The organism is Microbacterium sp. Se5.02b, assembly GCF_019464375.1.
Taxonomy (GTDB): domain Bacteria; phylum Actinomycetota; class Actinomycetes; order Actinomycetales; family Microbacteriaceae; genus Microbacterium.
This window is the reverse complement of the sequence record NZ_CP080491.1, coordinates 890,036-912,394: the sequence shown is the minus strand read 5'-3', so window position 1 is coordinate 912,394 and position 22,359 is coordinate 890,036. Positions and strand designations below refer to the sequence as shown.

Annotated in this window: 23 protein-coding genes and 2 pseudogenes; 8 read left to right on the top strand and 17 right to left on the bottom strand. The window is 69.9% G+C overall.

Annotated features, from left to right (window positions below; genetic code table 11):
* From K1X59_RS04575 to K1X59_RS04565, 3 genes are all read left to right on the top strand, one after another.
* The gene (locus K1X59_RS04575; protein WP_220173976.1) at nucleotides 1–741 is read left to right on the top strand and encodes an SDR family oxidoreductase; all 741 of its coding nucleotides are present in this window, start codon (nucleotides 1–3) and stop codon (nucleotides 739–741) included.
* Nucleotides 742–898: 157 nt separating this feature from the next.
* Complete coding sequence (locus K1X59_RS04570) at nucleotides 899–1,165, top strand: thioredoxin domain-containing protein (protein ID WP_183151966.1); 267 nt, start codon at nucleotides 899–901, stop codon at nucleotides 1,163–1,165.
* A 94-nt stretch (nucleotides 1,166–1,259) separates the two neighbouring features.
* The gene (locus K1X59_RS04565; protein WP_183151965.1) at nucleotides 1,260–1,670 is read left to right on the top strand and encodes a VOC family protein; all 411 of its coding nucleotides are present in this window, start codon (nucleotides 1,260–1,262) and stop codon (nucleotides 1,668–1,670) included.
* A gap of 4 nt (nucleotides 1,671–1,674) precedes the next feature.
* On the opposite strand, the gene K1X59_RS20820 is transcribed toward K1X59_RS04565, so the two are convergent.
* The 11 genes and pseudogenes from K1X59_RS20820 to K1X59_RS20805 form a co-directional block, all read right to left on the bottom strand.
* A complete protein-coding gene (locus K1X59_RS20820; protein WP_258567081.1) occupies nucleotides 1,675–1,986 on the bottom strand; it encodes a helix-turn-helix domain-containing protein in 312 nt (103 codons plus the stop codon).
* A gap of 83 nt (nucleotides 1,987–2,069) precedes the next feature.
* Nucleotides 2,070–2,351 (bottom strand): annotated as a pseudogene (locus tag K1X59_RS20815) (PucR family transcriptional regulator); the annotation flags it as partial.
* Between the two features lie 830 nt (nucleotides 2,352–3,181).
* Nucleotides 3,182–3,904: a DUF917 domain-containing protein gene (locus tag K1X59_RS04555; RefSeq protein WP_396652570.1), complete on the bottom strand. Its 723-nt coding sequence runs from the start codon at nucleotides 3,902–3,904 to the stop codon at nucleotides 3,182–3,184.
* Nucleotides 3,901–4,128, bottom strand: a complete 228-nt coding sequence (locus K1X59_RS22765) for a DUF917 family protein (protein WP_396652569.1) — start codon at nucleotides 4,126–4,128, stop codon at nucleotides 3,901–3,903. The genes K1X59_RS04555 and K1X59_RS22765 overlap by 4 nt, the downstream gene beginning before the upstream one ends.
* A 90-nt stretch (nucleotides 4,129–4,218) precedes the next feature.
* Complete coding sequence (locus tag K1X59_RS04550) at nucleotides 4,219–5,322, bottom strand: DUF917 domain-containing protein (protein ID WP_183151963.1); 1,104 nt, start codon at nucleotides 5,320–5,322, stop codon at nucleotides 4,219–4,221.
* The gene (locus K1X59_RS04545; RefSeq protein WP_183151962.1) at nucleotides 5,319–6,419 is read right to left on the bottom strand and encodes a DUF917 domain-containing protein; all 1,101 of its coding nucleotides are present in this window, start codon (nucleotides 6,417–6,419) and stop codon (nucleotides 5,319–5,321) included. Before K1X59_RS04545 ends, K1X59_RS04550 begins: the two co-directional genes overlap by 4 nt.
* 1 nt (nucleotide 6,420) lies before the next feature.
* Complete coding sequence (locus K1X59_RS04540) at nucleotides 6,421–7,968, bottom strand: hydantoinase/oxoprolinase N-terminal domain-containing protein (protein WP_183151961.1); 1,548 nt, start codon at nucleotides 7,966–7,968, stop codon at nucleotides 6,421–6,423.
* Nucleotides 7,969–8,011: 43 nt separating this feature from the next.
* Nucleotides 8,012–9,352: a cytosine permease gene (locus tag K1X59_RS04535; RefSeq protein ID WP_183151960.1), complete on the bottom strand. Its 1,341-nt coding sequence runs from the start codon at nucleotides 9,350–9,352 to the stop codon at nucleotides 8,012–8,014.
* Nucleotides 9,353–9,565: 213 nt separating this feature from the next.
* Nucleotides 9,566–10,967: pseudogene (gene thrC / locus K1X59_RS04530) on the bottom strand (threonine synthase).
* Nucleotides 10,968–11,053: 86 nt separating this feature from the next.
* Nucleotides 11,054–11,209 carry an MGMT family protein gene (locus tag K1X59_RS20810; RefSeq protein ID WP_258567079.1) on the bottom strand — a complete coding sequence of 52 codons (156 nt, stop codon included), beginning with the start codon at nucleotides 11,207–11,209 and terminating at the stop codon, nucleotides 11,054–11,056.
* Nucleotides 11,210–11,309: 100 nt separating this feature from the next.
* Entirely contained in the window at nucleotides 11,310–11,546 is a 237-nt protein-coding gene (locus K1X59_RS20805; protein WP_258567078.1) for a hypothetical protein, read from the bottom strand.
* A 166-nt stretch (nucleotides 11,547–11,712) separates the two neighbouring features.
* Between K1X59_RS20805 and K1X59_RS04520 the strand changes: the two genes are divergently transcribed.
* Nucleotides 11,713–12,525, top strand: a complete 813-nt coding sequence (locus K1X59_RS04520; protein WP_183151959.1) for an alpha/beta fold hydrolase — start codon at nucleotides 11,713–11,715, stop codon at nucleotides 12,523–12,525.
* A gap of 20 nt (nucleotides 12,526–12,545) precedes the next feature.
* On the opposite strand, the gene K1X59_RS04515 is transcribed toward K1X59_RS04520, so the two are convergent.
* From K1X59_RS04515 to K1X59_RS04505, 3 genes are all read right to left on the bottom strand, one after another.
* A complete protein-coding gene (locus tag K1X59_RS04515; protein ID WP_183151958.1) occupies nucleotides 12,546–13,310 on the bottom strand; it encodes an rRNA adenine dimethyltransferase family protein in 765 nt (254 codons plus the stop codon).
* 222 nt (nucleotides 13,311–13,532) lie between these two features.
* Nucleotides 13,533–14,135 (bottom strand): response regulator transcription factor, encoded by a 603-nt coding sequence (locus K1X59_RS04510; RefSeq protein WP_220173975.1) that lies wholly within the window; start codon nucleotides 14,133–14,135, stop codon nucleotides 13,533–13,535.
* A gap of 34 nt (nucleotides 14,136–14,169) precedes the next feature.
* Complete coding sequence (locus K1X59_RS04505; protein ID WP_258567077.1) at nucleotides 14,170–15,330, bottom strand: histidine kinase dimerization/phosphoacceptor domain-containing protein; 1,161 nt, start codon at nucleotides 15,328–15,330, stop codon at nucleotides 14,170–14,172.
* A 155-nt stretch (nucleotides 15,331–15,485) separates the two neighbouring features.
* On the opposite strand from K1X59_RS04505, the gene K1X59_RS04500 reads away from it, so the two are divergent.
* The 3 genes from K1X59_RS04500 to K1X59_RS04490 all read left to right on the top strand — a co-directional run bounded on the left by K1X59_RS04500 (nucleotide 15,486) and on the right by K1X59_RS04490 (nucleotide 17,904).
* The gene (locus K1X59_RS04500) at nucleotides 15,486–16,022 is read left to right on the top strand and encodes a small multidrug efflux protein (protein ID WP_183151956.1); all 537 of its coding nucleotides are present in this window, start codon (nucleotides 15,486–15,488) and stop codon (nucleotides 16,020–16,022) included.
* A gap of 78 nt (nucleotides 16,023–16,100) precedes the next feature.
* Nucleotides 16,101–17,006: an SDR family NAD(P)-dependent oxidoreductase gene (locus tag K1X59_RS04495; protein WP_183151955.1), complete on the top strand. Its 906-nt coding sequence runs from the start codon at nucleotides 16,101–16,103 to the stop codon at nucleotides 17,004–17,006.
* 37 nt (nucleotides 17,007–17,043) lie between these two features.
* Complete coding sequence (locus K1X59_RS04490; protein ID WP_258567076.1) at nucleotides 17,044–17,904, top strand: arginase family protein; 861 nt, start codon at nucleotides 17,044–17,046, stop codon at nucleotides 17,902–17,904.
* Between the two features lie 68 nt (nucleotides 17,905–17,972).
* On the opposite strand, the gene K1X59_RS04485 is transcribed toward K1X59_RS04490, so the two are convergent.
* From K1X59_RS04485 to K1X59_RS04475, 3 genes are all read right to left on the bottom strand, one after another.
* A complete protein-coding gene (locus K1X59_RS04485; RefSeq protein WP_183151953.1) occupies nucleotides 17,973–19,265 on the bottom strand; it encodes a hemolysin family protein in 1,293 nt (430 codons plus the stop codon).
* 94 nt (nucleotides 19,266–19,359) lie between these two features.
* On the bottom strand, nucleotides 19,360–20,376 hold the full coding sequence (locus tag K1X59_RS04480; RefSeq protein ID WP_183151952.1) for a TerC/Alx family metal homeostasis membrane protein: 1,017 nt from the start codon (nucleotides 20,374–20,376) through the stop codon (nucleotides 19,360–19,362).
* Nucleotides 20,377–20,585: 209 nt separating this feature from the next.
* On the bottom strand, nucleotides 20,586–21,236 hold the full coding sequence (locus tag K1X59_RS04475; RefSeq protein ID WP_183151951.1) for a GntR family transcriptional regulator: 651 nt from the start codon (nucleotides 21,234–21,236) through the stop codon (nucleotides 20,586–20,588).
* Between the two features lie 157 nt (nucleotides 21,237–21,393).
* Between K1X59_RS04475 and K1X59_RS04470 the strand changes: the two genes are divergently transcribed.
* Nucleotides 21,394–22,341, top strand: coding sequence for an arsenic resistance protein (locus tag K1X59_RS04470; protein WP_183151950.1), 948 nt, complete (start codon nucleotides 21,394–21,396; stop codon nucleotides 22,339–22,341).
* Nucleotides 22,342–22,359 lie beyond the last annotated feature (18 nt).

Sequence of the window (22,359 nt, the reverse complement as noted above, 5' to 3'; positions counted from 1 at the left end):
ATGAGGATCGCCGTCGCAGGAGGAACCGGGGTCGTCGGACGCCGCACGGTCGAGGCCGTGCGCGCAGATGGCCACGACCCGGTCGTGCTCAGCCGCTCGCACGGCGTCGACCTGGTGACCGGCCGCGGTCTCGCGGCGGCGCTGGAGGGCACGGACGCGGTGATCGACGTCGCGAGCATCGAGACGCTGAAGGCGAGCACCGCCATCGAGTTCTTCACCGCCGCGACGGGCAATCTGATCACCACGGCGGCGGAGGCGGGTGTCGGGCACGTCGTGCTGCTGTCGATCGTCGGCATCGATCGGATCCCGTACGACTACTACGCGGGCAAGCTCGCCCAGGAGAAGCTCGTGCAGGCGGCGACGGTGCCGTGGACGATCCTGCGGGCGACGCAGTTCCACGAGTTCGCGGCGCAGATGTTCGCGCGCGCGAAGCTCGGCCCCCTGCACATCGCACCCCGAGCGCGCACGCAGCCCGTGGCCGCCGGCGAGGTCGGAGAACGCTTGGCACAACTCGCTGCCGGCGATGCGCAGGGACGGGTGCGCGACCTCGCCGGACCGCGCGAGGAGCAGCTCGCCGACATGGTGCGCGCCTTCGCACGCCACACCGGATACCAGGGCTGGGTCCCGGCCGTCAGCGTGCCGGGACCCCAGATGTCGGGCATGCGATCGGGGAAGGCGCTCCCCGGCCGGGACGCGGACCTCGGTCGGCAGACCTTCGAGGAGTGGCTCGCCGCACAGTGAGTCGCCCGACCGCGGCGACGGCAGAGCGTCCGCGGGGACGGGATAGCCTCGCGCCGTGCCGAAGACGACCGGAGCGGGGTGCCGGCGGCGGGAACAGGTGGCACCGATCGGCGGTTGCACCCGAAAGGGCAGATCGCGTGAGCCGGGAGGAGACCGCATGGAGCTGACACTCGTGTCCTCCTCGTTCTGCGGCGCCTGTGCGCGGACGAGAGCCGTGCTCGGCGACGCGGCGCGCTACCTCCCGGATGCGGTGGTCTCGGAGATCGACATCGCGCACGAGCCCGATCTCGCGGAGGAGCTCGACATCCGCTTCACGCCCACCGTGATCATCCGCGACGCATCCGGCACGGAGGTCTTCCGCGCCGAGGGCGTTCCGACGGTGCCGCAGGTGCTCACCGCGGCCGTGCGCGCCCTCCCGGAGTGACGGGACGGGCCCCCTTGCGAGGCGGCCGAACGCGGCGCAGACTGAGCGTCAACGGTGCCGGCCGTGACACCTTCCGTTCGACTTGGAGATCCTCATGCCCGCTCTCAACCCGTACCTCTCGTTCCGCACGGAAGCCCGCCAGGCGATGGAGTTCTACCAGAGCGTGCTGGGCGGCGACCTCGACCTCAGCGTGTTCGGGGACTTCCCCGACATGGTGCAGGACCCGAGTCAGAACGAGCTCATCATGCACGCGCAGCTGAACACGCCGGACGGCCTCGTGCTGATGGCGTCCGACACCCCCGATGGCATGACGTACGAGAAGCCCCAGGGGATCTCGGTGTCGCTGAGCGGGAACACGCAGGCGCGCACCCAGGAGGTCTGGGATCGCCTGTCGGAGGGTGCCACGATCACGATGCCGCTGGACACCCCGCCGTGGGGTGGCACGTTCGGGATGCTCGTCGACCGTTTCGGCATCGCCTGGATGCTGCACGGCGACCCGGAGTGACCGCTCAGCCGGGCAGCACGGCCCGGCACGCCAGGTGCAGCGCGAGCCGCGCCTCCGGATCGCTCATGTCGATGCCGAGCAGCTCCTGCACGCGGCGGATCCGCACGGCCACGGTGTTGCGGTGCAGGCCGAGCGCGGCCGCGGTCGCGGCGATGCCCGATTCGTGGTCGAGGTAGGACGAGAGCGTCGTGAGCAGTTCGCCTCCGCCCTCCCGCAGGGGCGCGAGGAGGATTGCGCCGCCGGGACGAAGGTGTCGTTCCCCGTCCAGGCGAGCAGGAGCTGTTCGAGCCCGAGGCTGTCGACTCGCACGAACCATCCGGTGGCCGACCTCGCGGCGGCGATCCGTGCGGCGTCGCCTGCCTCGTCGAGCGTGCCCGCCAGACCCTCCGAGCCGCTCTGCAGCGAGCCGACGCCGGTCGCGACGGCGAAGTCGCGCAACGCGCTGAGGTGCAGCTCGCGCAGAGCGGCCACCGAGCGTTCGACCCGGTCGGGCCCCGGGGCCTCCGGGAACGACAGCCAGCCGCTGATGCCGCGCCCCGCCGTGGTGGCGTGCGCTTCGGCATCGATCGCACTCAGACCCGCGCTGATCGACCGCAGGAGCGAGAACGGATCGACCCGTCCGCGCGCCACCATCCGGAACCCGATGTGGTGACCGTCGGTGCGCCAGCCCCGCTCCACCATGCGTCGTTCGACGTCGGCGTCGGCGGCTCCGCGCAGATCGACGAAGTCCCTGAGCAGGCCCGACGACGCGGCGACATCGTTGACCGCAGCGATCTCGTCGATCAGGATCCGTGCGGCGACCGCCGGCATCGCGACCTCGGCGGCGACCGAGAGGGACTGCAGCTGCGACTCGCCGAGTCCTCGTCCGAACAGCACCAGCCGCAGTCCGGTGCGCCCCGGGCTGTCGACGCGCACGGAGGCTGCCGCGGATTCGCCGGCTCTGGCGCCATCGATCCAGGAGTCGAAGCGGATCGCGGCGTGCAGCGCGGTGTCCAGATGCGCCCCCGCCTCCCGCAGCACTCCCGCGGCGTCGATGAGAGCCACGCCGATGCCCAGGTTCGCGGCGAGGTGCCCCAAGAGGTCGCCGAGGTCGTCGGCGGCGTACTCGAAGGACTGTGCGATCTTCCGCACCCGGTTGAGTGTCAGCGCATCGCGTGCCTCGATGAGCATCCAGCAGGCCCTCGCCAGCTGAACGGGGCGCGCGACGTCGAGGAGGCAGAGTCCGATGCGGTCGGCGAGCCGGAACGAACCCGCGTCGATCCCCGCCGCCCCGGGCAGAGCGAGCCCCGTGTAGCCGCGATCCCGCACGCGGCGCAGCATCGCGTCCTGCTGCCACGTCGTCGACGGCGCGCTGCCGGTGAGGATCGCGAGGCGGCCGTCGCCGTCGTCGGGCAGATCCGCCTCCGTCGCCTCCACCGAGACCGCGTCCCAGCTCATCGACGGCCCGGCGACATGACGCACTCCGCCGTTCTCGCCCTCGGCCAGCAGCGCACTCAGGGGCAGGCTCTCGTTCATGCGACGTCCAGATCCTCGAGCCCGTACGCGGAGGGCACCACACGGGCGAGGCGGTCGGCTCTGGCGTTCCACCACTCGGGGGCGGGCAGTCCGAGGACGGCGACGTGGCGCGCGAGACCCAGATCCGTGACCTCCAGGATCTCCCGTGACACGGCGTCGACGACGACGATGATGGTCGGTGCCGACGCCACGAGCAGGCCGTCGCTCAGCACCGCCAGCGTCTCCGACCGCGTGATGACCCGATGGACCGCACCGCTGCGCCCGGCGATCTCCACCGCGTTCACATGCGGGTCTGCGGGAGACGTCGTGATCGAGACGATCCGCCCCTCCGCGAGGAGTTCCCCGCCGAGCTTCTCGGCCAGGCCGGACAGTGGAGCCGTCGCCGCGGCCTGGAACGACCGACCGAGCCGCAACGCCCTCGCGAGATGGCCCTCCATGGCGTGCTCGTGGAGGTCGCCGACCGTGAACCCGGCGAGGACGGCGCCGCCCACCCCGCCGGCCTGCACGATCGCGGAGCGCACGACGCGTTCGGCGTCGATCGCTCTGGTGGCCTCCACGAGCGCGACCCCGTCGGCACCTGTCTCGCACGCGAACACGAGGCCCGGCACACGATCCACGAACAACGACATCTGGTCGAGGCCGGGCACGGCACGGCCGGTGCAGTCCGCGTCGACGACAGTGTGCGTACCGGCGAGTGTGAGCGGCGAGAGCCCGTTCATCCCCCGCCCTCCAGCGAGCACACCACGGGCACCGGGTGTCCCAGCCACCGCTCGACCGCTGCCAGAAGCGAGGCGAATGGCGCCGCTCCCGGCATCCGTTCACCCAGCAGCATGGTGGACCCGACGAAGGCGACGCCCAGACACGGCGTCGAGGGGTCGAGCGAGGACGCGTCGGCGACCTCGATCGGCCACTCGTCGGACGCGCCGAGCATCAGTTCGAGCATGGTGGTCGACCCCCGCCGCCCGATCCGAGGAGCGCGTAGCCGCGCGCGAGGGCCCCGAGGTCGTCGCGCGCCAGCTTCATGGAGACCAGCCTATGGCGCGGCCAGCTCTTCGACGGGGGCGAACTCCTCCGTGAGGCCGAACGCCGACGGACCGAACGCGGCGAGCGCCTCGGGCGTGCGCATCATGTCCGGCGTGGAGATGCCGAGCACCCGCACCCGTTGTCCGTAGCGCAGTCCTTCCGTGGTGATCGGCTCGGCCTTCTCGTGGTCGACCACGCAGATCAGATCCGGCACGATCGCGACGAGCGCACCGGATCGACGCGCGATCAGGTTCTCGTTCTGGAAGGCGATCTCGAACACGGCGCCCTCCTCGGCGCCCAGCGGGGCGATGACCGCCCTGCCCTTCGCGAAGCCCTCCGTCGTGCGGCGCTCCACATCGACGACCTTGCCGACGCAGAGCTCTCGAAGGTGCGGGTAGAGCGTGGTGGACAGGGTCTCGGCGATCGCGTCGAAGGGTGAGCGGTGCCCCTCACGCGCGAGCCGGATGGCCCGGCCGAGAGCCAGCGCCATCGAGATGGTGCGCGGCACGGCGGTGCGACGGACATCCGCTCCGCTCATCGCATACTCGGCGATGTGGCCGACGCCGCCGAGCCGGATCGTGATGCCTCGGGCGAGCCATTCCATCTGCCGGTCGTCGTCGCCGGTGTCGATCACGACCTGCTCTCCGCGCTCCCCGGCGAGCGCCAGCGGCGAGCCGTGCACACCGTAGACGGCGAAGGTCTCCATGGAGAGCTCGGGGAAGGCGCGCCCCATGCCATCGGCGTCGACGACGGGCAGTCCGGTCTCCGCCGCCACGATCAGGGGGATCATCGAGTTGATCCCCCCGCACTCGATGGGCATGGTGGCATCCGCCTTCCGCCCGAGGTGCTCCTCGAGCGTGCGCAGGGCGAGGGTGGGCTCCGTACCGGCAGGGATCTTCTCGACCATCACGGTCGGCGCGCCCATCTGCGCCGTGGGGATCACGAACAGGTCGTCTGCGAGGTCATCCGGGTCGAGGATCGTGATGCTGCCGTCACCCAGCACGCGCTCGACGAGCATCTTGCCGATATAGGGGTCTCCTCCCCCGCCGGTGCCGAGCAGCGTCGCGCCGCGCGCGAGGTCGGGCAGATCGGCGGCGGTGAGCTGCCAGCTCATGCCGCCGCCCCTTCCACGGCGCTCCCGGCCGAGACGCTGCCGTCGAACCGGTGCGCCGGGATGTCGTAGCCGAAGTAGCCGGGGCCGACCATCGCGAGGGCCGCATCGGAGTGCCAGCGCTCATCGGCCGGAGCCGCGATCACGCGCACCCGCTGTCCGTACCGCAGCCCCTCCGTGGTGACGGGCTCGCCCGACTCGCCGTCGAGCACCATGATGAGGTCGGGAGTCGTCGCGAGCACCTCCCCGTCGGCTTCGGCGACGAGATGCTCGTTCTGGAACCGCAGGGTCAGCGATGCGCCGCCGTCCCCGTCGATGCGCGCACGACCACGGGCGAAGCCGGTCGTGGTGGCCCGGTTCACGTCGGCGACCTTGCCGCCGAACAGCTCCCGGCCGCCCAACAGCTCGACCACGGCGGAGACGGGGTCGGTCTTCTCGTCGCGGGCGATGGCGATCCGCTGACCGATCTCGATGCAGCGCGACAGCGACCCCGCGACGAGCGACTCACGAGCAGCGGCACCGGTCATCGAGAAGCCGGAGATCATCACGGAGCAGCCCATCTCGACGCAGGCCACCCGGGCGATGCGCTCCGTCCAGGAGTTGTCGGCGGTCTGCAGCACGCCGGTGTTGCCCTTCTCGTCGCTGAACGCGAGGGGCGATGCGGTCACGCCGTACAGGGTCGGCAGCACCATCTGCAGTTCGGGGAACGCGCGGCCCATGCCGTCCGCATCCACGAGCGGGAGTCCGAGCGCGGCCGCGGCGGCGATGGGAATGGTGGAGTTGACGCCGCCGACCTCGGCGCAGGCGATGTGCGTCACGGGGCGGCCGAGGTGGATGCCCAACGCCTTGACCGGTTCGATGACCTCGGCCAGGCTCGGCAGCTTCTCGACCATGACGGTCGGTGCGCCCATCATCGCGACGAACAGCACGAGGGCGTCGTCCGGTACCTCGTCGAGGGCCACGACGGTGACGTCGCCGGCGGACAGGGCCTGACGGGCGAGGAGCGCGCCGATGTAGGGGTCGCCGCCGCCGCCGGTGCCGAGCACTGCGGCGCCGCGGGCGAGTCCGTCGATGTGGGCGGGGGTGATGGTCCAGCTCATGTCACGCCCCCATGTCGAGGTCGCCGACCGCCTTGACGCGGATGCGCGTGGCATTGCCCGGCAGGTACGGGATGGGCACTTCGTCGAAGTCGATGATCGACACGGTGGACGGCTTGGCCCCCGCGGCGATGGCCTTGTCGACGGCCTCGCCGCGCACTTCCGCGAGAGTCTCCTCGCGGCGCCCTGGTTCGATCGCGTACACCTTGTCGATCTCACCGCCGACCTGGGCGATCGAGGCGCCGATGGCGTTCGCGACCGCGTAGTTCTCCGGGCGGTGCACCGTGCCGAAGAGAGGCAGCTCGTCCGGCAGGAGGATCGAGCCGCCACCCACCGCGACCACGGCGATCGGATCGGGCGACGTGCGCATGCGGTCGACGGCCTCAGAGACACGCTCCGCGATGCGGGCGAGCACGCGCTCCACGAACGCGGGGTCGAGGTGGGCGACCCTGCTCGGGTCTCCCACCTGCGCACGTCCGGCCGCGACGGCGATGTCGGTCGCGGTGAGAGTCGAACCGCCGAAGACGAGGGCCTCGGTCGTGAGCTTGTACCCGACCGATGCGGGTCCGACCTCTGCGGTCTCCTCGTCGACGATGCTGCCTCCGCCGATGCCCAGCGAGAGCACGTCGGGCATCCGGAAGTTGGTGCGGATGCCCGCGACCTTCACCTCGTTCGCCGTCTCCCGCGGGAAGCCGTTGATGAGCAGCCCGATGTCGGCCGTGGTGCCGCCGACATCGATCACGGCGCAGTCGTCGAGGCCGCTCGTGGCCGCGGCCCCGCGCATCGAGTTCGTCGGACCCGACGCGAAGGTGGCGACCGGGTAGCGGCGCACGTACTCCTCGTCCATGAGCGTGCCGTCGTTCTGGCTGAGGAAGATCGGCGCCTCGATGCCCTGGGCGCGGACGGCCGAAGTCAGCCCGTCGACGATCTCGGAGGCGAGTTCACGCAGCGCAGCGTTGATGATGGTCGCGTTCTCGCGCTCCAGCAGGCCGATCCTTCCGATCTCGTGCGAGAGCGAGATCGCGGCGTCCTCCCCCAGGACCTCGGCGACGATCTCGGCCGCCCGCACCTCGAGGTCGTGGTTGACCGGGCTGAAGACCGAGGAGATCGCGACGGAGCGGATGCCGTGCGCCTTCATGTCCTCCGCGTGCGCCCGGATCTCGTCCGGGTCGAGGGGCGAGATGGGACGCCCGTCGAACTCGTAGCCGCCGTGCGCGAGGTAGCTGCGCGCCTGCGTGGCCTCGACCAGCACCTCGGGCCAGTCGATCAGCGGCGGCAGCGCCCGCGTGGCGGGGAGCCCGAGCCGGAGAGCCGCCACGGGGGCGAGTCGACTCGCCTGCACGAGCGCGTTGATGAAGTGCGTCGTGCCGATCATGACGGCATCGATGTCGGCGCCCTCGAAGGAGTGCCCGACGCGCAGATCCTCGATCGCCTGGACGATGCCGCTCGTGACGTCGGGCGTCGTCGAGTGCTTCACCCCGGCCAGGGTGCGCGTGCCGTCCATGAGGACGGCGTCGGTGTTGGTGCCGCCGACGTCGATGCCGATGTGCATGATTCTCGCTTTCGTGGAGGTGGTTCTGTTCCGGGCGGTCTGCTCAGACCACAGCGGGGGCGCTGTCGGCCTGGTTCGCCTGCCGGGTGGTCGCGACGCCGACGCCGCGCACCCAGCCGAGCTTGCCCGCGACGATGTAGAGCGCCATGGAGAGGAAGAGGCTGAGCAGCGACGGGATGCCCCAGGTCACGAAGTACCCGACCAGTGCGGAGACGAGCCATACGACGATGGTCGCCGGGACGATGCGGGGTGCCGTGGCGGGCAGGGTGCCGGCTTCGCGGGTGGCGTCGAGCTCGGGCCGCCAGCGGCGCACGACGTAGTATTCGGCGACCATGATGCCGGCGATGGGCGGGAACGCGACGCTCAGCACGATCAGGAACTCGGTGAACTGCCCGAGGATGCCGACCGCGGCGAGCACGGAGCCGACCACGCCCAGCACGATCGTCGTGGTGACGCGGTGCAGGTTCTTGCCGAAGGCGGTGGAGATGAAGTTCACCAGGCCCAGGGTCGAGGAGTACAGGTTCCAGTCGTTGATCTTCAGCGTGCCGGTGAGCACGATGAACAGGCCGATGAAGCCGACCGAGGAGGTCACGATCGCGACGATGTCACCGCTGGCGGCCGCGTGGGCGAGCAGCACCCCGGCGAGGCCGATCACGAACTCGCCGAGCGAGACACCCACGACGGTCTGCTTGATGACGTCGGCGCGCGAGCGGTTGAAGCGGGTCATGTCGCCGGTGATGATCGCGCCGACGATGAGACCACCCGCGACGATGCCGGTTCCGGCCCAGACGCTCATGGTGGGTCCCGGCGCCGGGCCGGTGAGGAGCTCGCCGATGTCGTGCCGGGTGAGCTCGGAGATCACGGACCAGCCCACCAGGATCAGGAACAGGGGGACGGTGACGTTCGCGAGCCACTGCATGCCGACGAAGCCGAACGCCACGATCGCGGTGACAGCGAGGCCGAAGATGAGGCTCCACGCCCAGACCGGCAGCGCACCGGGCATCAGGGCGTCGAGCGACTGCGCGGAGATGGCGGACTGGATGCCGAACCATCCGATGAGGCTGATGCCGATCGCGAGGCCGACCAGGGAGGCGCCGATCTCGCCGAACCCGGTCCATCGGGCCAGGAGGGCGGTGTTGAGGCCCTCGCGCTGTCCGATGAAGCCGACGACGCACATGATCACCTCGAGGATGAGCGAGCCGAACAGGAAGGCGAGGACGGCCTCGCCGAAAGTCATGCTGTAACCGAGGGTCGCGCCGAGGAGGAACTGCGAGAGGGCCGAGACCTGTCCGAATCGCTGAACGGCGATTCCGAACCAGGGCTTGCGAGCCTCGGGCGTCACTCGGGAGAGCGCGAAATCGTCTGCGTGCGCCGTGCGTGCCATGAGGATCCTTCGGGGAGGAGGGGGTAACGGGTTGTGGCCACAGTAGCCAGCCTGTTCTTCCCTCGAAATGTGCATTGCGCACCAGGATCGTCCGCCCGTGTGCAGGTCGCACATCCCAGGCGCCGCCTCGCAGGCTCGATCCGACGCAGAGACCCCCTGTCGCCGGCGGGCGTCAGGGTCTGTGCGGGAACCGGGATCTCGACCCGGCGCGGATCAGTGCAGGGCGTTCGCGGCGATGAACACCCGGAGCGCCTCGGCGTCGTCCGCCATCTCGGTCACGTGCTGCGGAGCGTCGAGCATCGCCTGCAGTTCCGGCGAGTAGCCGAGCTCGACGCCGATCGCCTCGTGGATGGTCTCGGCGAACTTCTCGGGCTTCGCAGTCTCGAGCACGAGCATGGGCACACCGGGCTCGACGTACTCGCGCGCGACCTTCACGCCGTCGGCGGTGTGCGGGTCGATGACTTCCCCGTGGCCTCGTACACGGCGCGGATCGTCGCGAGGCGGTCGGCGTGGGTCGAGGTGCCGCTCACGATGCCGAACTCCTCGACGAAGCGCTCCCGCTCTGCGGAGAAGTCGAAGTACCCCTGTGCCTCGAGGTCGTCCCAGGCACCCACGACGCGGGCGGGGTCGCGGCCGACCAGCTCGAAGATGAACCGCTCGAGGTTCGACGCCTTGGAGATGTCCATCGAGGGGCTCGAGGTCGCGAGCGTCTGGGCGGCGCTGCGCGGACGGTAGATGCCGGTGCGGAAGAACTCGTCCAGCACATTGTTCTCGTTCGCGGCGAGCACGAGCCGACGGATCGGCAGCCCCATCTGCTTCGCGAAGAACCCGGAGAGGATGTTGCCGAAGTTGCCGGAGGGCACCGTGAACGACAGCTCGGTCCAGCCACCCGCATCGGTCGCGCGCAGCCATGCCCAGAAGTAGTAGACCGTCTGCGCCGTGATGCGGGCGAGGTTGATCGAGTTCACCGCACCCAGGTGCTGTGCACGCTTGAAGTCGAGGTCTCCGGCGAGCTTCTTCACGAGGTTCTGGCAGTCGTCGAACACACCCTCGACGGCGATGTTGTGCACGTTCGCATCGTCGAGCGAGAACATCTGCGCACGCTGGAACGCGCTCATGCGACCCTGCGGCGACAGCATGAACACGGCGACGCGCTCCTTGCCGCGCAGGGCGTGCTCGGCGGCCGAACCCGTGTCGCCCGAGGTCGCTCCGAGGATGTTGAGGACCGCGTCGTTGCGCTCCAGCGTGTACTCGAGCACCTGCCCGAGGAACTGCATCGCCATGTCCTTGAACGCCAGTGTCGGCCCCTCGGAGAGCCCGACGAGGGTCAGGTCGTCGTCGATCGCGCGCAGCGGCACGACACCATCGGGGAAGTCGGCATAGGCGGCATCCGTCATCCGCGCCAGGTCGGCACGGGGATGTCGGTGGCGAACAGTGCGAGCACCTCGGTCGCGAGTTGCGGATAGGTCAGCGCACGCCAGCGCTCGAGCGTCTCGCCGTCGACGGTCGGCATGACCTCCGGCACCGCCAGTCCGCCGTCGGGCGCGAGGCCCTCCAGAAGCGTCTCGCTGAACGATTGCGGCTGCATGCCGCCGCGGGTGGAGATGAACGGCACGGTGGCTCCTCGGCTCGGTACTCGGCTCGTCCATTCTCGCAGGGTGTTCCGGGTCGAGATGACGGATGACGATGCCGCGGCCCCGCTCAGAAGAGGGACGTGGGCAGTGCGCCTTCGTGTTCCAGCAACCAGCGCTTGGTCTCGAGCCCGTGCCCCTCATCGCCGCCCGAATATCCGCCGAGCCCGTCGCCGGCGACGACACGGTGGCACGGGACGATCAGCGGGACCGGATTCGCGCCCATGATCGAGCCGATCCCCGGGCCGGCACCTCGGTGCCGCTGCGGGCGGCGAGCCCTCCGTAGGTGATCGTCTCGCCTCGGCCGACGGTCTCGTGCAGCACCGTCAGAACCGCACTGGTCGTGGGGTCTGCGGGCCGAGATCGACCGGGAGATCGAACCTCCGCAGTGTGCCCTCGAAGTACGCCGCCAACTGCGCCAGCGCCTCGGCGAGGAGCGGATCGGGCCGCATATCGCTGCCCTCGGGTGCCGCCGTACGCCACGCGACTCGGGTGATCGCCGCACCGTCGCTCACGACGCCGATCACCCCGACCGGGGTGGCGAGCGTTCCGAAGGCGGACATGCGTCGAGGCTACCGCCCCCTGATCGCACGCGTCGGGCGCCGCGGCAGACGAGACGAATGACCGCCAGACGAAGAGACGGGGCTGGCGCAGAGTCGCGTCCGGGGCCACCCTGGATGCAGGCGCGCGCGGCACACGCCGAAACCGCTCGACCGTCAGGAGCAGCACATGAGCACTTCCACCGACACCCTCGACCTCCCCGATGTCCGGCTCCACTACGAGCTGCGCGGCGAGGGCCCGCTGATCGCCCTGATCGGGGCCCCCATGGATGCGGACGCCTTCGCGCCCTTCGCGGAGGAGCTCGCCACCGACCACACGGTGCTGACGAGCGACCCGCGCGGAGCGAAGCGCAGCGTGCTCCGCGACCGCTCCGTGGGTTCGAGTCCGCAGCAGCGGGCCGCCGATCTGGCGGCGCTCGTCGAGCATGTCGATCGCGGCCCCGCGATCGTCTTCGGCTCCAGCGGTGGGGCGGTGACGAGTCTGGCGCTCGCGCAATCACGCCCCGATCTGGCAGCGACCGTCATCGCGCACGAACCTCCGTTGCTCGAACTGGTGCCCGACCGCGTCGAACAGCGCCAGCTCACCGATGAGCTCACGGCGGCGGCACTCTCGGGTGACCGCGTCGGCGCCTGGCGACTGTTCTTCCGACAGGCGAACATCCCGATGCCGGAGGAGATGCTCGCGCAGTGGTTCGGCGGCGAGAGCGACGCCGATGAGCAGTTCTGGTTCCGGTACGAACTGCCGGGGAGCGTGCGTTGGGAGCCCGACATCGACGTTCTGCGCTCACGCGCAGGCAGCCTCATACTCGGCATCGGCGAGGAGTCCGTCGACCAGCTCTGCGAACGCACGACCACGGCCCTCGGCGTGCAGCTCGACATCGAGCCGACGCGCTTCCCCGGAGACCACACCGGGTTCGTCGATCACCCCGCCGAGTTCGCGGCCCGGCTGCGCGAGTCCCTCGCAGCCCTCGCGGGGCACTGACCCTCGGGCGGGGGCGCTCGTCACCCGCGCGACACCTGATGCCAGAGGGCGGCCCAGTGCTCGGGGTGCAGATCGCGCGGAAGCCGACGATCGGCCGCTCCCGCCATCGCCACCACGCTCCGTGCACGCCGGGTCGGGATGCCGGCGGCAGCGGCGACCACCGCGGGCAGAGTGGCGCCTCTCCCGGTGAACATCGCCCGGACGAAGGCCTCGTACTCCCGTCGATCGGATGCTCGGACCAGCGGTGAGCCCCGACGTGTGATCGCCAGGATGCCGCCGTCCACGCTCGGCTGCGGCGAGAAGCCCCACGCCGGGACCCTGCCCTCCACCGAGAACGCGAACCACGGCGCCGACTGCGCGGTCATCATGGTCCCTCCGCCGACGCCGGCTCTCTTGCGGGCCACTTCCCACTGGGTCAGCAGCACGGCCTCGCTCCACCGACCGTGCGAGAGCAGTCGCCGCAGGATCGGGGTCGTGACGTGGAACGGGATGTTGCCGACCACGACGTCGGCGTCGAGCGGATGGCGCGTCGCGTCTGCGACATCGAGCTGCACGCTCGGCAGGGCTCTGCGCAGCCGACGCACGCGGTGCTCGTCGATGTCGATCGCGGCGAGAGGTCGATCGAGTTCCGCGAGCCTGCGGGTGAGCGCCCCGTCACCGCACCCGAGTTCGAGGATCGCCCCCGACGTGCGGTCGACGAGGGAGGTGATGCGGGTGAGAGTCGGACGGTGGATGAGGAAGTTCTGGCCGAGTTCGTGACGGCCGCCATGGATTGAACGAGGCATGAGTGCGCTCCAGAAGAAGGATCGGAGCACCACGGAGGAGCGGATGACGCGAAGAGGCGTCGACGAGACGGCCCGTCCCGAGGTGCGATGACATCTCGGTGGACGGCGCGCAGATGCGTGCGGAGAGCGAGCGCGCCGTCAGGCGCGGCGGTCGCGGAACACGAGGGTGCGCCCCATCACGGGCGCTGCGCATATTGTTCCCATGCCCGCCAGCATATCGGCTCAGATCCAGCCGCGCTCTTCGGCGATGAGCACCGCCTGCTGGCGCGTCCCGACCGAGAGCTTGCCCAGGATCACCGAGATGTGGTTTCGCACGGTCCCGGGAGCGAGCGCGAGAGCACGCGCGATCTGCCCCGTCGTCTCCCCTCTGCGACCGGCACGCAGCACATCGAGCTCGCGGTCGGTGAGCGGCGAGCGCTCGTCGCTCAGCGCATCGGCGGCGATCTCCGGATCGACGTAGCGCGCGCCCGCAGCGACCTTGCGGATGACGGCGGCGACCTCGTCGGCGCCACGGGACTTCGGCAGAAAGCCCGACACACCGGAAGCCAGAGCGCGCCGAAGCACGCCGGGACGCGCATGGCGGGTCACGACCACGCAGCGCGTCGCGATCGCGCGGTTCAGCTTCTCGGCCACCTGCACGCCGTCGAGGCCCGGCATCTCGAGATCGAGCAGACACACGTCGGGAAGCAGACGCAGCGCCTCGGCCACCGCCTGCTCTCCGTCAGCGCACTCGGCGATGACCTCGATGTCGTCCTCCAACCGCAGCAGTGCGGCGAGCGCCGAACGGATCATCGCCTCGTCGTCGGCGAGCAGCACCCGGATCATCGCGCTTCCTCCGACTCCGAAGGGACGGTGACGATCACCACGAACTCGTCCGCGTCGCGGCGCACCTCGAGGGAACCGTGCGCCTCCTCGATACGTCGCCGCACGCCGTCCAGCCCTGAGCCGGCGCGCTCGGCCTCCGCGTCGGGTGCCGCATCGTTGGCGATCTCGTAGCGCCAGGCGCCGGTCGTCCGTGTGAGGAGGAGTCGCGCGCGTCGGCCGCCACCGTGGCGCAGGACGTTCGTCGTCGTCTCCTGATCACCGGTCCGAGAGCGGATGCAGGCGCGGAGTCCGCGTGCGCGTCGATCGCGGCCTCCACGTCGAGCCCGGCGGCGGTCAGCAGGTCTCGTGCGTTGGCCAGTTCGTCTCCGAGCGGAACCGACCGGAAGCGCGTGGCGAGATCCCTCGTCCCCTGTCGTGCCTCATCGACGCTGATCCGCGCCGCGCGGAGCTGCGCCATCCCGGCGCCGGCGTCGGTCGGCAGCAGGCGCTCGGCCAGCTCCAACTGCAACGCGATCACCTGGAGGTGGTGCCCCTGCAGGTCGTGCACGTCGGTCGCCACCCGAAGACGCTCCTGGGTCGCGGCGAGCTTCGCCTCCGAGGCACGGGCGCGGTCGAGCGTGACCAGCACGTCCCACCACCACAGCGAGCTCACGCTCATCCCCGGCAGCATCACGCCGTAGATGACCGGAACCCACCACGGCAGACCGAAGCTGAGCCCGGTCACGGAATCGACGACGGCGAGAGCGACGAGCACGAACGTCGCCGCGATCACGACCCGCACGCGCACCCCGCGGGGCCAGCTCTGCAGCACGAAGAACTGCACCACCGGCATGGCGACCAGCTGCCAGCTGCCCACGAGCAGACCGGCCGTCACCCCGTAGCCGAGGGCGACGACGAACGGCACCGCCGACCGCCCCCAGGCCACTCCCGGCCCGGCATCGACACGGTGACGGTAGTCGACGAGCAGCATCAGCGTCGACGCGCACCACAGCACACCGCCGAGACCGACGACGAGGATGCTGCCGCCACGCAGGTCGACCGCGACGGCGATGCCCGTCCAGGCGCCGACGAGCATGAGTTCGATGAACAGCACCGCGGTCACCGTGTACCACCAGGTCGCCGTGATCCCGCGGGACAGCTGTCGCGCCCCCGGGCTCAGGTCGGCGGGGGCGACGGTCTCGACGCGGCTGCTCACGCTCCCACGATAGGGCCGTGACAGTTGTCACGGATGCGCCGGGCGATCCACCCGGAAAGCGGTGACGGCTCGACACTGCCGCAGAGGGGCGCGCTCGAGTGGACTGGAGTCATCGCGACGGAGACACCGTCCGCACCGACATCCGGGAGCATCCCATGAACCTCATCGAGACCTTCCAGAACCTGGTCGCCCAGGTCCCCGAGCTTCTGCAGCCGCTGATCGTCGCGCTCGCCGGCGCGATCCCGTTCATCGAGGGCGAGGGCGCGGTGAGCATCGGCATCATCGGCGGAATCCCGCCCGTGGTCGCCGCGATCGCCGCGATGGTCGGCAACTTCCTCTGTGTCGCCGTACTCGTCCTCGCGAGCTCCGGCGCGCGCCAGGCGGTCGTGAACCGGTCGCGTGCGAAGACGGCGGCCCTCGCCGGCGGCGGCACCGAAGACGCGGCGGTGGAGGTGGGTGACACGGCCCGCACTCCCCGTCGCGAGAAGTTCCAGCGGGCGTTCGAGCGCTACGGCGTCCCCGGCGTGAGCCTGCTGGGGCCACTGCTGCTGCCGACTCAGTTCACGGCGACCATGCTCGCCGCATCCGGCATCGGCAAGGCCCGGATCCTGTTCTGGCAGGCACTGGCGATCATCGGCTGGACGACCGCCGTCGCCATCATCGTCGGCAGCGCGGTGTACGCGATCCGCTGATCGACCGGTGGGGAGTCCGACGACGCGGTCGTGCTCCCCCTCGGTGCGCGCAGGACCCGTGCCGCCTAGGTTGGGGGAATGGAAGCTGCCTCTCCCCCGCTCGGGGACCTTCGCGATCGCACGGTCCTCGTCACCGGTGCGAATGCGGGGATCGGCTACTGGTGCGCGGAGCAGCTCGCGCGACGCGGAGCCCGCGTGATCCTCGGGTGCCGCTCCTCCGAGCGCGCGCACACGGCGGAGGCGGCGATCCGCAGCGAGGTGCCGGACGCCGACCTGCGCGTGCTCCCGCTCGACCTCGGCGCCCTCGACAGCGTGGCCCAGGCGGCCGCAGACCTCGGCCGGCCCCTCGACGCGGTCGTCTGCAACGCGGGAGTGAAGGCGGCGGATCCCGCGCAGCGCACGGGTGACGGGTTCGATCTCATGGTCGGTACGAACTTCCTCGGGCATTTCGCGCTGATCGCACACCTGGAGCCGCTTCTCACCCCAGACGCCAGAGTGGTCGCGGTCGGCTCCCTCGCCCACCGTTTCGCGCGACTCGATCCCGCACGCATCGAGGCTCCGTGGCGCGGATCCTCGCTCCGTCAGTACGGCATGTCGAAGGCAGCGCTCATGGCGTTCGCTTTCGAACTCGCCCGGCGCTGGTCGGGGTCATCGCGCACTGCCGCCTGCGCGCACCCCGGTTACGCGGTCGACCCGCTCACGCCGGAGCGTCCTGGCCTCGCCGAGGTGTCGGGCGCCCTCCGCGTGCTGGCGGCGCCCACCCGCGTCCTGGTCCAGGGCAAGGACGACGGTGCGCTGCCGATCGTGCACGCGACCGCTTCGACCGACGTCTCGAACGGCGACTACTGGGGACCGGGCGGTCTGCTCGAGTTCCGCGGTGCACCGACCCGTGTCGCCGCGTCCGACCTCGTGCGATCCCCCGCGACGGGCGCCGGAGTGTGGGCCGCGGCCGAACGGCTCACCGGGGTGCGCTTCCCGGCGTGACCCGAGCGAATGTCCGACCCCGAGGCACGCTGGAGCCATGATCACTCTGCTCTCCGCTCCCTCCAACCTCGGGCTCCGGCCGCCGGAGGCCGGCAGCGTCCCCGGCGCCGCGAAGGCCCCGGAGGCGTTGCGCGAAGCCGGGCTGCACGCGCGTTTCGCCGCGCTCGGCGCCACCGACTCCGGCGTCGTCCTCGCCGGTCGCTACGTCGACGACGACGCCACGAGGCCACCCGGCCTGGTGCGGAACGAAAGTGCGACGATCGACCACTCCCTGCGCCTGGCCGCCCGCATCGGCGCGGCGCTCGATCGCGGTGATGCCCCCGTCGTGCTCGGCGGTGACTGCGCGATCCTGCTCGGGGCAGGGCTCGCGGTCGCCCGCCGCGGAGGCGTCGGGCTCGTGCACGTCGACGGGCACACCGACTTCCGCCATCCCGGCAACAGTGACGAGTGCGCGAGCGTCGCCGGCGAGGCTCTCGCCGCGGCCGTCGGCCGGCACTGGCCGGCGATCGCCGACATCGAGGGACGCAGTCCCTACTTCGCACCGGAGCGCACCGCGCACATCGGGCACCGGAGCGACGACGAAGACCAGGAGGAGGTGCGCGCTTTCCTCGGTCGCGTCACTCCCGCATCCGACATCATCGAACGCGGTGCGGCCAGGGTAGCGGCCGACGCCGCCGCCGTGGCCGGCCCCGACTACTGGCTCCAGGTGGACGTCGACGTGCTCGATCCCGAGGTGATGCCCGCGGTCGACAGCCCTGACCCCGGGGGATCCGCGCGCCCGAGCTCACGACGCTGTTGCAGGAGCTGGCGCCGCACGCGGTCGGCATCTCGATCACGGTGTTCGACCCCGATCTCGACCCCGACGGACGATATGCCCGCCTGCTCGTCGACATCCTGACGGCGGGGCTGACCGACCTCGGCAGCCGGGTCCGCCGCGATGACGGCGGCGTCCCCGGCTGAGGCTGGTCAGGCGTCGGTCGCGCCCGCAGGCTCCGGGCTCGTGTGCGGCGTGACCCGCACGCGAGAGATGCGCCGGCGGTCGACCTCCGCGACCTGGATCGTCGCGCCCGGCACCTCGACGGTGTCGCCGACGACGGCGAGGCGGCCCAGCTGCTCGGTCACGAACCCGGCGATGGTGTCCGACGAGCCGCGCGGCATCGCCAACCCGGTCGCCTCCTCGAAGTCCTGCAGGTTGAGGCGCCCGTCGAGTCCCTCGTCGGCCGAGAAGAACACCTCGGCGTCGTACTCGTCGAAGATCTCGCCCACCACCTCTTCGACGAGGTCTTCCAGGGTGACCAGGCCGTCGGTCCCGCCGTATTCGTCGACCACGACCGCGATGTGATGCCCCTCGGCCCGCATCCGCGTGAGCGTGGGCAGCACCCGTGCACTCGACGGGATGTACGGGATGTCTCGAACGAGGGTGTTCAACGGACGAGCGGGATCATCGGCGGCCGCCTCGAACAGGTCGCGCACATGCACGAATCCGGTGATGTCGTCGATCGAGGTGTTCGAGACGGGGTAGCGCGAGTAGGGGAGGTCGCGCACCTGAGCGAGCACCTCGCCGATGCCCGCGGCCTCGTCGAGGGCGACCACCTCGGGCCGCGGACGCATGACCTCGCTGACCTGTCGTCCCCGCAAGGAAAGCACGTCGTCGAGGATGCGGCGTTCATCGTCGGGCAGTCCCTGGTGGCTGGCGACGATGTCACGCACTTCCTCGTCGGTCATCTCGTCGCTGGTCTTGTGCGGGTCTCCGCCGAGCAGCCGCACGAGGGCATTGGTCGACACCGAGAGCAGCCAGATCACGGGGCGCATGACCGTCGCGAATCCGTTGAGCGCGGGCGCGACCGCGTAGGCGAACTGCGCGTTGCGCTGAATCGCGAGGCGCTTCGGCACGAGCTCTCCGAGCACGAGCGACAGGTAGGCGATGACGAGCGTCAGCACCAGCGTCGCAAGGGTGAGCGACAGCGCGGGCGCGAGCCCCCACGATTCGAGCACGGGCGCGAGCGAGGGTGCGATCGACGTCGCCCCGTACGCGGCCGACGCGAAGCCGGCGACCGTGACGCCGATCTGCACGGCCGAGAGGAAGGTGTTGGGGTTCCGCGCCAGCGCGGCGACCTTCGCGCCGCGGCGGCCCCGTTGGCCGATCGCGTTGATCTGACTCTCGCGCAGCGTGACGAGCGCCATCTCCGTCGCAGCGAAGACACCGCCGATCAGCACGAACACGAAGACGAGGGCGATGTTCCAGAGCAGGTCGCCCATCAGCGGGCTCCCTCCTCTGTGGCGGGGTGAGCGCCCGGCGTGAACCGGGCGCTCGTACTGTCAGAGTCCGAAGAGTCAGAACAGCGCTGCGCGCTCAAGAGTGCTCCTTCTGGGTGGGGGTGGTGTCGGTCTGTGAGGTGATGGCGTCGGGCGAGCGCCGGGTCTTGATGAGGCTCGCGACGGTGGCGACGGCGATGGTCGCGGCGATGAACAGCAGCGAGAACCAGATCGGGATCTCGGGCGCCCACTCGACGCCCTGGCCGCCGTTGATGAACGGCAGTTCGTTGACGTGCAGCGCGTGCAGGACGAGCTTGACGCCGATGAACGCGAGGATCACGGCGAGGCCCTGCGCCAGGTACACCAGACGCTCGAGGAGTCCGCCGATGAGGAAGTACAGCTGACGCAGTCCCATGAGCGCGAAGGCGTTCGCGGTGAACACGATGTACGCCTGATCGGTGAGGCCGTAGATGGCGGGGATCGAGTCGACCGCGAACACCAGGTCGATGAAGCCGATCGCGATGATGGTGAGCAGCATCGGCGTCACGAAGCGCTTGCCGTTCTTGACGACGGTCAGCTTGTCGCCGTTGTACTCGTCGCTCACGGGCAGGTGACGACGGACGAAGGTCATGAACCGTCCGTCGGCGGGGTTGCTCTCATGGTTGCTGAACGCCTGGCGGTAGGCGAGCACGAGGAGCAGCGCGCCGAACAGGTAGAAGATCGCGGAGAAGTTCTCGATCAACGTCGCACCGACCGCGATGAAGATACCGCGCAGGATCAGGGCGATCACGATGCCGATCATCAGCACCTTCTGCTGGTACTTCTTGGGCACGGCGAAGCCGGTCATCACGATGAGGAAGACGAAGAGGTTGTCGATCGACAGGGCCTTCTCGGTCAGGTACCCGGCGAAGTACTCACCGCCGTACGTCCAGCCGGAGAAGATGCCGATGCCGACGCCGAACAGCAGCGCGAGGCTGATGTAGAAGATCGACCACCGCGCCGATTCCGCGATCGTCGGCTCGTGGGGTGTGCGCACGTGCGCGAAGAACTCGTAGACGAAGAAGGCGATCGTGATCGCGATCGTGATGATCCAGATCAGCGGGGTGATATCCAAACGGGGACTCCAGACTCGGGGTACGAAAGCACCGCCAAAGTCTTCTCCATTCCTGACCAGGAACCGGTGGCCCGGGATGCGACGTGCATCCGTAATGACGACCCGACCGTATCGGAGTACTCCCCTTGGGATCTCCAGGTTAGGAGACGACCCTTTGCGCTTCCTGTGGATTCGCCGGGAACTCCCTCGTGCGGGGCGACCCGTCGACGTCAGTCCTCGTCGTACTGGATCAGGTTCTGCTCTTCTGCGCGATCGATGCTCGCAGGGAGCGCTTCGTCGAACAGGGTGACGAGCACTGCTCGCGTCTTCACGGCATCGCGCTCGGTGATCGCCTCACGGATGGCGACGACGAACGCGTCGACGGTGTCCCAGTCGAACGCATCCTTCGCGTGCTGGCTGAACCGGCCGATCTGCGGCCCCAGTCGTTCGATGATCGTGGCACGTGCGGCGTTGCCCTCGATACGCGCGAAGCCGGTGGCTGCACTGCGCAGGGCTGCGCCGAACCTCGCGACATCACGGGACTTGCCCGCGGCCGACATCTCGTCGGTGAGGTCGATCAGGTAGGCGACGTCGTCGTCCTGGATCAGCGGCATGACGTGACGCACCGACCCGATCCAGATGTCTCCGAAGAGATCGACGGCGTTGCGGACGCGGTCGAGGTCGATGGGCGCGACGCGGGTGTACCGGTTGCGCTGCATCTCGACGAGACCGTGATCCGCGAGGCGATCCAGCGCATGGCGGATGGGCGTCTTCGACGTTCCGAGCCGCTCCGCGAGCTCGTAGTCGCGCAGACGCTCGCCCGGGCGCAGCTCGCCGTTGATGATCGCGTCCTGCAGACGCGCGTACGCCTCGTCGCTCATGGACCTGCGCTCGAGAGGTCCGCCTGAGAGTGCCACATGTCCTCCACTCGAGTACGACGTCGTAGTAGAGCCTGAAGTTCTACCTACAATGCAATGTATCGCATTCCGAAGGCGCACGACCGTGAAAAACACCGTATCGACACGAGATGATCGCTGAATGGTGGCGTGGGGAGAGCGGAATCAGGTGGCGCTGTATGCGGGAGCCATCGTCGTCGGCGGGGTCGTCGGGCTTCTCGCGCCGTGGCTGGCCGCGCCTCTGGAGACGGCGATCACTCCACTTCTCGGCGTTCTGCTCTTCGCGACGTTCCTCGGGGTGCCGTTCGCCGCGATCGGTCGGGCGTTCGCCGACCGACGCTTCCTCGTCGTGGCCCTCGTGCTCAACTTCGTGGTGGCGCCGGTGGTCGCATTCGGGCTGAGTCGCACGGTCGCGGGAGATGCGGGGATCCTGCTGGGAGTGCTGCTCGTGCTGCTGACGCCCTGTGTCGACTATGTCATCGTCTTCGCGGGGCTGGCGGGCGGCGACCGCACGAGACTCCTTGCCGCCACTCCCCTGCTCATGCTGCTGCAGATGGTGCTGCTTCCGGTCTTCCTGACGGTCATGGTCGGCTCCGAGGCGACGCGTGCTTTGGATCCCCGCCCGCTCCTGGCGGCGTTCGCGCTGCTGATCGTGCTGCCGCTCGTGCTCGCCGCGCTCACGCAGCTGTTCGCCGCGAGGGTCCTCTTCGCGCGCGGTGTGGAACGGGCATCGGCATCCGCCATGGTGCCCGTGATGATGCTCACTCTGGCCACGATCGTCGCGTCTCAGATATCGAGCGTCAGCGATGAGGTCTGGCAGCTCGCGCTCGTCGTGCCCGTGTTCCTCGGGTTCGCCCTGATCCTCGCCCCGTTGGGCGCGATCCTCGCCCGCATCGCGCGGCTGGATGCGCCCGGCAGCCGAGCGGTCGTCTTCAGCGGCGTGACCCGGAACTCACTCGTCGTGCTCCCGCTCGCGCTCGCCCTGCCGGAGGCCTTCGCGCTCGCTCCGCTCGTCGTGGTCACCCAGACGCTGGTGGAACTCGTCGTGATGGTGATCATGGTGGCTGTGGTCCCACGGTGGATCCGGTGACGATGACCGCGGGCAGAT

Coding starts and splice junctions, on each gene's coding strand:
- K1X59_RS04575 (WP_220173976.1), top strand. CDS start 1: ATGAGGATCGCCGTCGCAGGAGGAACCGGGGTCGTCGGACGCCGCACG.
- K1X59_RS04570 (WP_183151966.1), top strand. CDS start 899: ATGGAGCTGACACTCGTGTCCTCCTCGTTCTGCGGCGCCTGTGCGCGG.
- K1X59_RS04565 (WP_183151965.1), top strand. CDS start 1,260: ATGCCCGCTCTCAACCCGTACCTCTCGTTCCGCACGGAAGCCCGCCAG.
- K1X59_RS20820 (WP_258567081.1), bottom strand. CDS start 1,986: ATGGTTCGTGCGAGTCGACAGCCTCGGGCTCGAACAGCTCCTGCTCGC.
- K1X59_RS04555 (WP_396652570.1), bottom strand. CDS start 3,904: ATGAACGGGCTCTCGCCGCTCACACTCGCCGGTACGCACACTGTCGTC.
- K1X59_RS22765 (WP_396652569.1), bottom strand. CDS start 4,128: ATGCTCGAACTGATGCTCGGCGCGTCCGACGAGTGGCCGATCGAGGTC.
- K1X59_RS04550 (WP_183151963.1), bottom strand. CDS start 5,322: ATGAGCTGGCAGCTCACCGCCGCCGATCTGCCCGACCTCGCGCGCGGC.
- K1X59_RS04545 (WP_183151962.1), bottom strand. CDS start 6,419: ATGAGCTGGACCATCACCCCCGCCCACATCGACGGACTCGCCCGCGGC.
- K1X59_RS04540 (WP_183151961.1), bottom strand. CDS start 7,968: ATGCACATCGGCATCGACGTCGGCGGCACCAACACCGACGCCGTCCTC.
- K1X59_RS04535 (WP_183151960.1), bottom strand. CDS start 9,352: ATGGCACGCACGGCGCACGCAGACGATTTCGCGCTCTCCCGAGTGACG.
- K1X59_RS20810 (WP_258567079.1), bottom strand. CDS start 11,209: ATGGGCGCGAATCCGGTCCCGCTGATCGTCCCGTGCCACCGTGTCGTC.
- K1X59_RS20805 (WP_258567078.1), bottom strand. CDS start 11,546: ATGTCCGCCTTCGGAACGCTCGCCACCCCGGTCGGGGTGATCGGCGTC.
- K1X59_RS04520 (WP_183151959.1), top strand. CDS start 11,713: ATGAGCACTTCCACCGACACCCTCGACCTCCCCGATGTCCGGCTCCAC.
- K1X59_RS04515 (WP_183151958.1), bottom strand. CDS start 13,310: ATGCCTCGTTCAATCCATGGCGGCCGTCACGAACTCGGCCAGAACTTC.
- K1X59_RS04510 (WP_220173975.1), bottom strand. CDS start 14,135: ATGATCCGGGTGCTGCTCGCCGACGACGAGGCGATGATCCGTTCGGCG.
- K1X59_RS04500 (WP_183151956.1), top strand. CDS start 15,486: ATGAACCTCATCGAGACCTTCCAGAACCTGGTCGCCCAGGTCCCCGAG.
- K1X59_RS04495 (WP_183151955.1), top strand. CDS start 16,101: ATGGAAGCTGCCTCTCCCCCGCTCGGGGACCTTCGCGATCGCACGGTC.
- K1X59_RS04490 (WP_258567076.1), top strand. CDS start 17,044: ATGATCACTCTGCTCTCCGCTCCCTCCAACCTCGGGCTCCGGCCGCCG.
- K1X59_RS04485 (WP_183151953.1), bottom strand. CDS start 19,265: ATGGGCGACCTGCTCTGGAACATCGCCCTCGTCTTCGTGTTCGTGCTG.
- K1X59_RS04475 (WP_183151951.1), bottom strand. CDS start 21,236: ATGAGCGACGAGGCGTACGCGCGTCTGCAGGACGCGATCATCAACGGC.
- K1X59_RS04470 (WP_183151950.1), top strand. CDS start 21,394: ATGGTGGCGTGGGGAGAGCGGAATCAGGTGGCGCTGTATGCGGGAGCC.